The following is a 12,325-nucleotide window of genomic DNA, read 5'->3' as shown; positions in this document are numbered from 1 at the left end:
TCGCTTTACCCTGGCGTCTCACGGCAATTGCGCGAATCCGTTTTCTTGTTATGCAAGCCGCCTGATCCGAGGAGAACTGCATGTCCATCCGCACCGCCGTCATGACCGCATTGCTGGGTGTCGCACTCGCCACCTCAGCGCAGGCACAGTCTGGCGATGTCAGCGGCGTGTGGCAGACCCAGGCAGGCGACGCCAATGTGCGCGTCCATAAATGCGGCTCCCAACTCTGCGGCACCATCGTCTCATTGCGTGACAAGATCGATCCGCGCACCGGCAAGGCACCGATCGACGACAAGAATCCCGATCCGAAGCTCGCAACGCGCTCGATGATCGGCGTGCACCTGTTCTTCGGCATGAAGCCGACCGCGCAGAATGCGTGGTCGGGCCAGATCTACAACGCCGATGACGGCCGCTACTATGCCAGCAATGTGTCGCTGGCCGGCCCCGATACGCTGAAGGTCGAAGGCTGCGTCGGCGCCCTCTGCGGCGGCGAGAACTGGACCCGCGTCGGTCGCTGATCAGGCGGGCATCGCCTTCAGTGCCGTGGCCGCGGAGGCATAGCCGCCCCGCGCACCATCGATGAAATGCACATGATCGCTACGCAAGGCTGACGGCGTAAAGCACGTCATCATTGCTGCGTCCTGTCGGTGCAGGCCGTAACGTATCGCCCCTTCAGATGCGGCTTGCGACAGACGCTGCGCGAGTTCACGCTCGAGCTCCGGCGTGCAATCCAGAACCATCCGCAGCCCGTCGTCATACTTGCGAAAATCTGAATTCTCGACCAGCTGCCGCACATAGAGCTGCGGCACGAAGCCGGCGCAGCTGATGCCGAAGCGGATCAGCACATAGCCAAACAATGTCCGCGTCATCACCCAGAGCCGAAACCATGCCCGCGAGCGCGCGCCGCGCCCGGCGCGCACTTCCAGCTCCATGCCCTGCGGCGGCCATGCGATGCCCGGCCCGCGCGCAGGCACCGGTCGCGCCGCATCCGGGCTGCGTTCGACCAGCGCGATGATGTCCTCGATCACGCGGCGAAATGCGGACGGATCGTCAGATGGCCGGGGCACGATCAGCACGGAGAGGATCAGCCCGTGCGCGGACGGCATTTCCTCGAAACGGCACGACAGACCGGTGAGATCGGGATAACTGCCACCGGGCGCCGGCGTCACGGCATAGTCACCGCGCTTCATCGCTGTTTCTGCCCAGCCTAGACCGCCACCGGCGAACATCGCATAGGCGACATTCTTGGACGGTGCGAAGCGCGCGACGCGGACATCGAGACCCTGCGCGCGAATATCAGCCACAGGCACCAGGGCCACGCGCATACTGAGATCGAGATCTGCCTTCACCCATGTCGCCGTCGCTGCGAGCGCGTCACGGGCGCGATCGAGATCGTCCGGCGATATCGCAAAACTGGCGCCGTCACCGCCGAAAACGAAGGGGAATTCACGACCTTCCAGCGCGTTGGTGATCGCGGCGATCACAGCAGCACCGGCCATGTTCACGGTCTTGTAGCGCTGCTCGGCGATGGCCCTGGTGGAATCGATGATATCCGCAACGCCAATGATCCAGTCGTCGGGCAGCGGCGCATAATGCGCCGGGTCCATCAACTGCCCGAAGTCGTAGAAGACGAGAATATTCGGATAGAAATCGCGGCCTTGGATGGGCATTTTGCGACGAAATCCTGCGGCAAACTTGCGGCACCCCAGCGGCAGCCTTGAGGCAGGGACAATAGCATAGCTTTAGCGCAAAGCCGCAGCCATCATCCCCGCCATTGCGCGTTTGGTCAGGCCCACTCGCCCTTGCGGAATACCGGGACGCGGCGGCCATCGGCGTGGACACCGTCGATATCGATCTCGCCGGAGCCGATCATCCAGTCGATATGGATGAAGCTCTTGTTGCCGCCCTGGGCCGCGATCTGTTCGGGCGTCAGCTTGTCGCCACCAGCGAAGCATTTCGAATAGCACTGGCCGAGCGCGATGTGGCAGGCGGCGTTCTCGTCGAACAGCGTGTTGTAGAACAACAGCCCGCTCGCCGAGATCGGAGACGAATGCGGCACCAAGGCCACTTCGCCGAGACGGCGCGAGCCTTCGTCGGTGTCGAGCACCTTGTTCAGCACCGCCTCGCCGCGCGAGGCCTTGGCTTCGACGATCTTGCCCTCCTCGAAGCGCACTGCGATGTCCTCGATCAGCGTCCCCTGATAGGACAGCGGCTTGGTCGAGCGCACATGGCCGTTCACACGCGCGGCATGCGGGGTGGTGAAGACTTCTTCGGTCGGGATATTGGCATTGCAGATGATGCCGTTCTTCGCCGTGGAGGCGCCGCCTTCCCATTCGTGGCCATCGGCAAGGCCGACCACGAGATCGGTGCCTGGCCCCTTGAAATGCAGCGCGTGAAAGCGCTGGCCGTTCAGCCAGTCGGTGCGGGTGCGCAGGGCCGCGTTGTGCCTGGTCCATGCGCCGATCGGGTCGGCATTGTCCAAGCGCGAGGCGGCAAAGATCGCATCGGCCAGTTTCATGACGGCGACGTCGTCTTCATCGTTCGGGAAGACCTGCTTGGCCCAGGACAGCGTGGGATAGGCAATGATGTTCCAGTTGATGTCGAAGCCCGCGATCTTCTGCAGTGCCGGCTGATAAGCGATGGAATTGGCCTTGCTGGCGCGCGAGACTTTGGCCGGATCCTCATTCGACAGCAGCATCGGATTATCACCGACAATGGCGAGGCGCGCGGTGTTGTTGCCGAGCGCTTTCGCCATGCCCTCATAGAGCCAGCCGGCGGCACGGTCGAAAGTGTCGTCATGGCCATAGCGATAACGGGCCAGCGTCATTTCCTCGTCGGAGAAGAACGGCGTGACGAGACCGGCGCCGGCCTTGTAGGCGTACTCGGCAATCTTGCGCACCAGCGGTAGCGCCGCGGCAGGCGCTGTCAGCAGCAAATCCTGCCCCGGCGCCAGTTGCAGCCCGACTTTGACGGCGACTTCTGCGAGTCGGTCGAGCTTCACGGGATCGATGGAGATGGGACGCTGGTGAATGGTCATGCGGGAGTCCTGACACGGTGGATTGCTTGGGAGAATGTAGGAAATACGACGATGATTTGCCAGCCGATGCGGTGTCGTAGGATGGGTTGAGCGCAGCGATACCCATCACCTCGCGCGCTGGTGGTGATGGGTATCGCTGCGCTCAACCCATCCTACGCGACAGCGTTTATGCAACGTTCTGGCTTTTGCGCGTTATATATCCGAAGCTCGCGCGCGGCCGGCCGATGTGGCGAAGGCTCTGACCAGGTGGACTGTGAGGCAGATACGCATCGCCTTCGATATCGGCCTCGACGCCTTTTACCGTTTTCTGGCCGATGACGGCTGGGCGATTGCCAGCCATATCGCGCTCTCCACGCTGATGGCGCTGTTTCCGTTCCTGATCGTGCTGGCTTCCCTCGCCGGCTTTTTCGGCTCCAAGGACCTCGCCGACCAGGCGGTGAACCTGCTGCTGGAGGTCTGGCCTGATCAGGTGGCCGGCGCGCTGTCATCCCAGATTCACGATGTGCTGACGACCACGCGCGGCGACGCGTTGACCATTGGCCTCGTCCTCGCCGTCTATTTCGCCTCCAATGGCGTCGAGAGCCTGCGCGTGGCGCTGAACCGCGCTTATTCGGTGATCGAGCCGCGGCGCTGGTATTGGCTACGGCTGGAATCCATCGGCTACACGCTGATCGCTGCCGTCACCGCGCTGCTGCTCGCCTTCCTGATCGTGCTCGGCCCGCTGGTGCTGGAAATCGTGCGCCGCTATGTGCCACTCGTGATCGAGAGCAATGAGCGGCTGCTGACGGTGGCGCGCTACGGCATCACCATCGTGGCGATGATCATCGCGCTGGTGATCCTGCACACCTGGCTGCCGGCGGGGCGACGCACATTGCTGCAGATCCTGCCGGGCATCATCTTCACGATGCTGGCCTCATTGGCTTCGGGCATCGGCTTCGGTCTCTATCTCGCGCGCTTCGCCACCAATTACGTGACGATGTATGCGGGCCTCGCCTCGGTCATCATCGCGTTGGTGTTTTTGTATTTCATCTCAGCGATCTTCGTGTTCGGCGGCGCGCTGAATGCTGCAATCATTCGCTCAAAACTGCCACACGGCGTTTCGCAGCAAGAAGCGCAGTCGCTAGAGCCCGCGGGGAAACCGGCTTGACCAGGAAACTATCGGCGCCGGCCTGACGCGCTGCCGCCTCGTCCTCGCCACGTCCGGAGACGCCGATGATGGCGATCTTGCCATGTGGCTTCGTCAGCGCGCGGATCTGCCGGATCGCTTCGACGCCGCTGATATCGGGCAGCACCATATCCATCAGCACCGCATCGAATTCGCCCTGCGACACGCGCGTGGCGGCATCCTCGCCGCGGCCGATGAATTCGGCGTTGTGGCCGAGCTCGGTGAGAATGGCGTTCAGCACCACACGGCCGAACGGATTATCCTCGACGCTGAGGATCCGCAGCGCCTCGGCGGCCGCCATTTCCTCCACCGATTGCGCCATCAGCGCAATCTCACCGCGCACCTGATCCAACGCCACAGTGAGCGTAAAGGTGGTGCCGCCACCGCGGCGCTGGGTGGCCGCGACATCGCCGCCCATGGCCTTGGCCAATTGCCGGACCGAGAACAGGCCGAGCCCGGCGCCGCCGAAACGCGCGGCGATGGAGACATTCGCCTGCGAGAATGGCCGGAACAGTTTTTTGGTTTCCGCCAGCGTCAGGCCTATGCCCGAATCGGACACCGCGAAGGACACACCAATCTTGCCGGCGATGCGGACCGGCGCGACCTTCAGCGTGACATTGCCGCGCTCTGTGAATTTCACCGCATTGTCGATCAGGTTTTCCAGCGCCGCACGCAGCCGAACGGGATCACCGACGGCGAAATTCGGCAGCTTGTCTGAAATGGTAACGACAGCCTGCAGCCCCTTCGCCGTCGCGCGGCCAGCCAGCGAATCACCAACGGCCCGCGTCAGCGTGCGCAGGTCGAAGAAATCCTGCCGCAGGTCGAGCCCGGCCTTGTGGCTTCGCGCGGCATCGACGAACAGGGTCGCGAGGCCGGCGAGATGTTCGGCGCCGGTCTTGATGGTTTCAACCCAGCGCCGCTCGCGTTCGGAGAGTTCGGAGGTGGCGAGCAGATCGCTGACCGCGAGAATGCCGGTGAGCGGCGTGCGCACCTCATGGGCGAACATCGCCAGCGCCTGCTCGACCATGGCATCCGCGCGCATCGCCGCCGGCGCAATGCGTGGCTTGCGCGCAACCTTCTTGGCAACGCGCCCCTTCACGGTCTTCGGCTTTGCGATTGTCGTGCTACGCTTCCGCGGTTTGCGCGGTGCGCGCGATGTCAGCGCCATTGGATGCCCACTCGTCTTGCGCAGCATGGCATGCTGGGCGGGGCGGAGTCACGCCACCGGCCCCAGCGACGTCTGGATAACCTTACCGGGGTCACGGATGTGACGGCAGTCCGACCAGACGGCGAATATCGACAGGCGAGGCACCTTCCGCGCGCAATTCGCGCAGGCTGGTGGAGGCGAGTGATTTCGCGAGTTTCGCCCCCGTCTCGTCGCGCAGCAGCGCATGGTGGCGATAGGCGGGCACCGGCAGGCCGAGCAGCTCCTGCAACAAGCGATGCACGCTGGTGGACCAGAACAGGTCCTGACCGCGCACCACATCGGTCACGCCCTGCAACGCGTCGTCGATCACCACCGAGAGGTGATAGCTGGTGGGCACTTCCTTGCGGGCAAGGATGACATCACCCCAGACTTCCGGATGCGCGGCAACAGCGCCGGTCTCGCCGTCCGGCCCGGTGCCGCGTTCCTGCCAGAACAGCGCGCCGACACGCCTGATGGCTTCGGCCATATCGAGCCGCAGCGCCATCGGCGCGCCGGATCGCTTCAGCGCCGTGACCTCTGTCGCCGACAAAGACTTCCCGGCGCCTGGATAGATCGGCGCGCCATCAGGATCGCGCGGCCACGAGCCTTTCGCTTCCTCTGCCGCAACCAGCCGCGCGATCTCGGCGCGGCTTTCGAAACTGGGATAGAGCAACCCCATCGCCGCCAACCGGTCGCATGCAGCAATATAAACATCGAGATGGTCGGACTGCCGGCGCGCCGGTGTTTCCCAAGCAATGCCGAGCCAGGCGAGATCGTCATAGATCGCCTGTTCGTATTCCGGCCGGCACCGCGTGACATCGATATCTTCGATTCGCAGCAGCAGGCGACCATCGGCCTGCCGGGCGAGATAGAAGTTCAGCAACGCCGAATAGGCATGGCCGAGATGGAGATAGCCATTCGGGCTGGGCGCGAAGCGGAAGACAGGGTGTGCGGATATCATCGTTCAAGCAGTTGATGGCTCGAACGGACAATTATCAATAAAAATCCCGATCGGGAACAAATCCCGGGATCGTCCCGATCGGGAATATTCTGCTCTTACGACTCCGCCGCGCGTCCGCCCTGGATCACCACCACGCGGCTGCCGATCTTCACGCGGTTGTAGAGATCGACGACGTCCTGGTTCATCAGCCGGATGCAGCCGCTGGAGACGGCGGTGCCGATGGTCTCGGGCTCCGTCGTGCCGTGGATGCGGAACATGGTGTCGCGGTCGCCCTGATAGAGATACATCGCGCGCGGACCGAGCGGATTTTCGATGCCGCCGGCCATGCCGCTGGCGAGATGGCGATAACGCGCCGGCTCGCGGTTCATCATGTTTTCGGTCGGGCTCCAGTGCGGCCATTCCGCCTTGCGCTTGATGGTGGCGCTGCCCGCGAAAGCGAGGCCGGCCTTGCCGACGCCGATGCCATAGCGCATCGCCTTGCCATCGCCTTCGACGAGATAGAGATGACGCGCGGCCGTATCGACCACGACGGTGCCGGCCGGCTCGCGCGTGCGATAATCGACGCGCTGGCGCAGCATGGCCGGATCGATGCCGGAGACATCGATGGCCGGCAGCGTGTGGCCACCGTCGATCACTTCGGCATATTTCGAGGACGAACCACCAAGGCCCGCAGACATCATTCCGCCGCTGCCGGCGCACCCCGCCAGCAAAGCCGGCAAAACCAAGAGCGCCACGAGACGCGGCCAGCGCGCTCCACCCAAACCTGTCATTTCCATTCCCGTCTTCACCTCGCCCGATCGGGGCGACGTACTGGTCATACAGGGCGCGTTTGGCATTCCAGGCTCAACAGCGCGTCATCTGGCGATGGAACCGGCCTCAGGGGCCATTTTGCGGATGGCTGTGACGAGAGCGCCACAGAGGCGGGGCGATCTCAGGCTGTGAATGGAGACAGGGGGTCGGATGACGCGAGCGAACGTCATCAATGCGCAGCCGTAGGATGGGTTGAGCGGAGCGAAAACCCATGCAGACCATCGCCCGCCGCAACCTCCGCAGATGGGTTGTCGCTCCGGCGCTGCCGCGCCTCCGCTCAACCCATCCTACGGCTACTACACTTCTGTCTTGCGCATCATAATGCGAGGCACTTGCAGCTGCTTGTCATGACTTGCATCAACCCGGCGCGCAGTCTAGAGGACAGCCGCGCCGCCGCCGCACTTCCAATCACAACGAGACTTTCACATGACAAGCGTTCGCAATCTTGCGCAAGGCAGCATTGCTATTGGCTTGATCGTGCTCGGTTTGAAATACTGGGCCTATCATCTCACCGGCAGCGTGGCGCTGCTGTCGGATGCGATCGAGAGCATCGTCAATGTGGTGACGGCGATCGTCGCCTATCTGGCGATCAGCCTGAGCGCGAAACCGGCCGACGACGAACATCCCTACGGGCACCACAAGGCCGAGTATTTCTCGGCCGTGCTCGAAGGCGTACTGATCGTGCTCGCGGCGATCCTCATTTTGCGCGAGGCTTATTTCTCCTATCTCGCGCCGCGCCAGCTCGATACGCCGTGGCTCGGGCTCGCCATCAATGGCGTGGCCACCGTGATCAATCTGAGCTGGGCCTCGCTGCTCATCAATCGCGGCCGGGCGCGGCGCTCACCGGCGCTGATCGCCGATGGCCGCCATCTCATGACCGATGTGGTGTCCTCGCTCGGCGTGCTGGCCGGTGTTGCCGTCGCGGCACTCTCGGGCATCGCGGTGCTTGATCCGATCCTCGCGGCCCTCGTGGCGCTCAACATCCTGTGGGCGGGCTGGGGGCTGATGAAGGAATCGCTCAGCGGATTGATGGACGAAGCGTTGGAGCCGGCGATGCTGGCCACCATCAAGCAGACCATTTCGGCCCATGCGGTCGGCGCCATCGAGGCGCATGATCTGCGCACCCGCCGTGCCGGCAGCATGACCTTTATCGATTTCCACCTCGTGGTGGCAGGATCCACCACCGTGAGCGCCGCCCACGACATCTGCGACAATCTGGAACAGGCGATCCGTGCCGAGATCGGCGAGGCGCTGATCACCATCCATGTGGAGCCGGATGACAAGGCGAAGCATTCCGGGATCGTGGTGCTGTGACATTCCGCCCTCATCCTGAGGAGCCGCGCAGCGGCGTCTCGAAGGATGGCCACAAGCTCGGAGCCAAGCCATCTCATGGTTCGAGACGGCGCTGCCGTGCCTCCTCACCATGAGGGACGCATTCTCGGCCGCGTTTGATCCACCACCTTTGACAGTTCCCTCCCTCATGCTAACCATGGGGTGAGGATTGCACCCGTGACATATGGATCGCGCAAAGGCTGGTTCGGCGCCGTGGCTTCTTTGGCCGCGGTCTACGCGCTTGTGCTCAATGTGGTGCTGTCGAGCCTCGTGCTGGCGTCGATCCCGCCAGCGGCGCAGGCTGCGGCTCTCGAGCTGTGTCTCACGCATCCCGATCTCGCCGCCACGCCGGACGGCAGCGGCAAGACCACTGCGCCGGCGGTGCATTGCCCGATCTGCGTGGGCACCCACGCGCCGGGCGCGCCGCCCTCTGTCGCAATTATCTCCGTCTCGCGCGTCGCGATTGCGATCGCGCCGATTGCCACGCCTGATGCGCGCGTCGTCGCCAAACAGGCAACTTCCGACCACCGGGCCCGCGCACCGCCGCAGCTGAGCTGACGTCCCTACGACGCCTAACGCAGCGCATTGCGCCTGCGTGCTCAGTTCAATTCCGGTGGAGTTTCACCTCATGCACTCCGTTTCCATGCGGCTGCGCGGCGCCATACTCGCATCCGCGGCCACGCTCTTGCCGAGCGTGGTGTCGGCCCAATCGGCCCCGTTCACGTCGCTGCCCGCAGTCACTGTTGACGCGCCCGCACAACAGCGCGCGACCCCACGCAAGCCGCGCCAGACCACGCCCAATGCCCGCGCGGCACGCAGCATCGCCGCGCCTGTCGCAACGCCGGCAGCCAGCGCTGCCGCTGTGCCGGGCTCCCTGACGGTGCTCACCGCGCAACAGGCGCTGCGCCAGATCCAGCAGACTCCGGGTGGCGTTGCGCTGGTGACCGCGGATCAATGGAAGAATTCGACGCCGTCGAACACCATCAAGGATATCCTCGATTACGTGCCCGGCGTGATCGCGCAGCCGAAATGGGGCGATGACACCCGTCTGTCGATCCGCGGCTCCGGACTGTCGCGCAACACCCATCTGCGCGGCGTGCAGCTCTATATGGACGGTATCCCGATCAACACCGCCGACGGCTACGGCGATTTCCAGGAGATCGACCCCACCGCCTATAAATATGTCGAGGTGTTCAAGGGCGGCAACGCGCTGCGCTTTGGCGCCAATTCGCTGGGCGGCGCCATCAATTTCGTGACGCCGACCGGGCGTGATCCCTGGCTGAACGCCGTCTCGCTCGACATGGGCGCGTTCGGTTTCCGCCGCCTGCAGGCATCGACGGGCGGTGCCAACGGGCAATGGGATGGTTTCATCACCGCATCGACCCAATCGTCGGACGGCTATCGTGATCACAGCTATGGCAATGCCACCCGCGTGAGCGGCAATGTCGGCTACCAGTTCTCGCCGGATTTCGAGACCCGCTTCTATCTCAACGCCAACACCGTGCAGCAGCGCATCCCCGGTTCGGTGAGCAAGACCTCCGCACTGAATTCGCCGCAGACAGCCGCAGCGGGCAACCTGACCAACGACTACCAGCGCAATATCGATACCGTGCGCCTTGCCAACAAGACGACGATCCGGCTCGACAACACCACTATCGATATCGGCGTGTTCGGCGTCGACCGGCATTTGATGCATCCGATCTTCGCCTATCTCGACTACAGCTATCAGGACTATGGCGGCTTCGCGCGCGCCACCGACGATCGCGAGATCGGCGGCTATCGCAACGTGTTCGTCGCTGGCGTCAACCTCATCAACGGCCGCATCGACAACAAGCAGTATGTCAATCTGGCCGGGCAGCGTGGCGCGCTCACTTATTCGTCGATCGACCGTTCGGAGAACACTTCCGTCTATGCCGAGAACTCGTTCTATGTGCTGCCGAATGTCGCGCTGATCGGCGGCACGCAGTTCCTCTATGCCACGCGCAAGCGGGAGATGTTGCTGGGCACCGGCTCCGGCGAAACGGAGTTCAACCTGTGGAGCCCGAAGGGCGGCGTGTTGTGGAATATCGATCCGACCTGGCAGGCCTATGCGAATGTCTCGCGTAGTGCCGAATTGCCGAGTTTCGGTGAAAGCGTCTCCGGTACCGGCAATCCGGTTATTCCCTTCACCAGCATCCGCCCGCAGCGCGCGACGACCTATGAGATCGGCACCCGCGGCCGGCGTCCCGACCTCACCTGGGAACTCACCGGCTACCGCGCCAATATCTCCGACGAATTACAGTGCCTGTATAGTTCGAATGGCAGCTGCAACGTCTCGAATGCCGACCGCACGATCCATCAGGGCATCGAGGCCGGTCTCGGCATCGCGGTGCTGAAGGGCATGTTCGATGCGGGGCCGCAGCCGGACCGGCTGTGGCTCAACATGGCCTATACGCTGAACGACTTCCGCTTCGACAATGATGCGATCTACGGCAACAACGTGCTGCCGGGCGCGCCGCGGCACTATCTGCGGGCAGAGCTGCTCTACAAGCATGCCAATGGTTTCTATCTCGGCCCTAATGTCGAATGGGTGCCGGAATCCTATTATGTCGACAGCGCCAACACGCTGAAGACCGAGCCTTACGCGCTGCTCGGCCTGAAAGCCGGCGTCGACAATGGCGGCACTTATTCCGGCTATATCGAGGCGCGCAACATTCTCGATACCCGCTACATCGCCTCGGCCAGCATCATCAACCAGGCGACGGCAAACGCGACATTGTTTGAACCCGGCACCGGCCGCGCCATCTATGCCGGCATCAAAGCGAGGTGGTGACCATGACGATTCACGCTAGACTGCCATTCGCGAAAGGACATTCCATGATCAATCACTCGCTGTTGCTCGTTGCTGCACTCGGCACGGCCGCCATGCCCGCCTCCGCTCATGTCTTCGTGCAGAGCGGTACGGCCACCGTCGGCGGTTCCTATCGCGCTGTGCTCGCCGTGCCGCATGGCTGCGGCGCCTCGCCGACGACCAAGATCACCGTGCAGATCCCCGAAGGGATGATCGCGGTGAAGCCGATGCCGAAGCCGGGCTGGCTGATCGAGACCAAGAAGGGGCCGTATGCACAGAGCTACGACTTCATGCATGGCAAGAAGGCGTCCGAAGGAATCAAGCAGATTTCGTGGACAGGCAAGCTCGACAACGATTTCTATGACGAGTTCGTGTTCTCGGCCTATCTGCCGGCATCGCTGAAAGCCGATGCGCCGCTCTATCTGCCGACGCTCCAGACCTGCGAGAACGGCTCGGAGGACTGGGCGCAGATCCCGGCCGCAGGGCAGGATTCGCACAGCCTGAAATCACCGGCGCCCGCGGTGCGCCTTGCCGCCGCGTCGCCGAAGGATGCGATGGCGCAAATGGCCGGCATGGTGCATGCGGGCGACCTGATGATCTCTGTGCCATGGACGCGCGCGACGCCGCCAGCCGCCAAGGTGGCGGGCGGCTATCTCACCATCACCAATAACGGCAAGACGAGCGACAAGCTCCTTGGCGGCTCGTTCGCCGGCGGCAGCCGCATCGAGGTGCATGAGATGAGCGTGACCGATGGCGTGATGCGCATGCGCCCGCTCAATGACGGGTTGGAGATCAAGCCCGGCGCCACCGTGAAGCTGGAGCCCGGCGGCTATCACCTGATGCTGATGGACCTGAAGAAGCCGTTCACCAAAGGCGACAAGGTGAAGGCGCAGCTGCAATTCGAAAAGGCGGGGAAGGTCGATATCGATCTCGACGTCAACGCGGTCGGTGCATCGCCCCCGGCGGGCGGAGGTCACGCACACTAATCGCGTGCTGATCGGGAT

At 63.4% G+C, this 12,325-nt stretch carries 11 protein-coding genes; 6 read left to right on the top strand and 5 right to left on the bottom strand.

Going from position 1 to position 12,325, the window contains the following annotated elements:
• The first annotated feature begins 80 nt into the window (after window positions 1-80).
• Complete coding sequence (locus tag AC1RQ5_RS06235; protein WP_398484922.1) at window positions 81-518, top strand: DUF2147 domain-containing protein; 438 nt, start codon at window positions 81-83, stop codon at window positions 516-518.
• Here AC1RQ5_RS06235 and AC1RQ5_RS06230 read toward each other — a convergent pair whose 3' ends face one another.
• Entirely contained in the window at window positions 519-1,670 is a 1,152-nt protein-coding gene (locus AC1RQ5_RS06230; protein WP_493197677.1) for a DUF3095 domain-containing protein, read from the bottom strand. It lies immediately after the preceding gene.
• Between the two features lie 116 nt (window positions 1,671-1,786).
• Window positions 1,787-3,037: an aminopeptidase gene (locus AC1RQ5_RS06225; RefSeq protein WP_493197675.1), complete on the bottom strand. Its 1,251-nt coding sequence runs from the start codon at window positions 3,035-3,037 to the stop codon at window positions 1,787-1,789.
• A 253-nt stretch (window positions 3,038-3,290) separates the two neighbouring features.
• Between AC1RQ5_RS06225 and AC1RQ5_RS06220 the strand changes: the two genes are divergently transcribed.
• Window positions 3,291-4,184: a YihY/virulence factor BrkB family protein gene (locus AC1RQ5_RS06220; protein ID WP_493197674.1), complete on the top strand. Its 894-nt coding sequence runs from the start codon at window positions 3,291-3,293 to the stop codon at window positions 4,182-4,184.
• Here the strand turns inward: AC1RQ5_RS06220 and AC1RQ5_RS06215 are convergent.
• The 3 genes from AC1RQ5_RS06215 to AC1RQ5_RS06205 form a co-directional block, all read right to left on the bottom strand.
• Window positions 4,108-5,370: an ATP-binding protein gene (locus AC1RQ5_RS06215; protein WP_493197672.1), complete on the bottom strand. Its 1,263-nt coding sequence runs from the start codon at window positions 5,368-5,370 to the stop codon at window positions 4,108-4,110. The two genes, AC1RQ5_RS06220 and AC1RQ5_RS06215, sit on opposite strands and share 77 nt — an antisense overlap.
• Before the next feature lie 91 nt (window positions 5,371-5,461).
• A complete protein-coding gene (gene gluQRS / locus AC1RQ5_RS06210; protein WP_493197670.1) occupies window positions 5,462-6,349 on the bottom strand; it encodes a tRNA glutamyl-Q(34) synthetase GluQRS in 888 nt (295 codons plus the stop codon).
• Between the two features lie 95 nt (window positions 6,350-6,444).
• Window positions 6,445-7,026, bottom strand: coding sequence for a L,D-transpeptidase (locus AC1RQ5_RS06205; protein ID WP_398475203.1), 582 nt, complete (start codon window positions 7,024-7,026; stop codon window positions 6,445-6,447).
• Between the two features lie 559 nt (window positions 7,027-7,585).
• Here AC1RQ5_RS06205 and AC1RQ5_RS06200 point away from each other — a divergent pair.
• The 4 genes from AC1RQ5_RS06200 to AC1RQ5_RS06185 all read left to right on the top strand — a co-directional run bounded on the left by AC1RQ5_RS06200 (window position 7,586) and on the right by AC1RQ5_RS06185 (window position 12,307).
• A complete protein-coding gene (locus AC1RQ5_RS06200) occupies window positions 7,586-8,473 on the top strand; it encodes a cation diffusion facilitator family transporter (protein WP_398475006.1) in 888 nt (295 codons plus the stop codon).
• A gap of 195 nt (window positions 8,474-8,668) precedes the next feature.
• Complete coding sequence (locus AC1RQ5_RS06195; protein WP_493197667.1) at window positions 8,669-9,049, top strand: DUF2946 family protein; 381 nt, start codon at window positions 8,669-8,671, stop codon at window positions 9,047-9,049.
• A 70-nt stretch (window positions 9,050-9,119) separates the two neighbouring features.
• Window positions 9,120-11,303 (top strand): TonB-dependent receptor family protein, encoded by a 2,184-nt coding sequence (locus AC1RQ5_RS06190; RefSeq protein WP_493197666.1) that lies wholly within the window; start codon window positions 9,120-9,122, stop codon window positions 11,301-11,303.
• A 44-nt stretch (window positions 11,304-11,347) separates the two neighbouring features.
• Window positions 11,348-12,307: a DUF1775 domain-containing protein gene (locus AC1RQ5_RS06185; protein ID WP_493197664.1), complete on the top strand. Its 960-nt coding sequence runs from the start codon at window positions 11,348-11,350 to the stop codon at window positions 12,305-12,307.
• Window positions 12,308-12,325: the final 18 nt, after the last annotated feature.

It is taken from the genome of Tardiphaga sp. GW821-FHT12E02 (assembly GCF_058807155.1).
This window is presented reverse-complemented; position numbering and strand designations above follow the sequence as displayed.

Bases quoted from the DNA above. Each gene is read 5' to 3' on its own strand.
- AC1RQ5_RS06215 (WP_493197672.1), bottom strand. From the start codon at position 5,370: ATGGCGCTGACATCGCGCGCACCGCGCAAACCGCGGAAGCGTAGCACG.
- AC1RQ5_RS06185 (WP_493197664.1), top strand. From the start codon at position 11,348: ATGATCAATCACTCGCTGTTGCTCGTTGCTGCACTCGGCACGGCCGCC.
- AC1RQ5_RS06205 (WP_398475203.1), bottom strand. From the start codon at position 7,026: ATGTCTGCGGGCCTTGGTGGTTCGTCCTCGAAATATGCCGAAGTGATC.
- AC1RQ5_RS06190 (WP_493197666.1), top strand. From the start codon at position 9,120: ATGCACTCCGTTTCCATGCGGCTGCGCGGCGCCATACTCGCATCCGCG.
- AC1RQ5_RS06225 (WP_493197675.1), bottom strand. From the start codon at position 3,037: ATGACCATTCACCAGCGTCCCATCTCCATCGATCCCGTGAAGCTCGAC.
- gluQRS (WP_493197670.1), bottom strand. From the start codon at position 6,349: ATGATATCCGCACACCCTGTCTTCCGCTTCGCGCCCAGCCCGAATGGC.
- AC1RQ5_RS06200 (WP_398475006.1), top strand. From the start codon at position 7,586: ATGACAAGCGTTCGCAATCTTGCGCAAGGCAGCATTGCTATTGGCTTG.
- AC1RQ5_RS06230 (WP_493197677.1), bottom strand. From the start codon at position 1,670: ATGCCCATCCAAGGCCGCGATTTCTATCCGAATATTCTCGTCTTCTAC.
- AC1RQ5_RS06235 (WP_398484922.1), top strand. From the start codon at position 81: ATGTCCATCCGCACCGCCGTCATGACCGCATTGCTGGGTGTCGCACTC.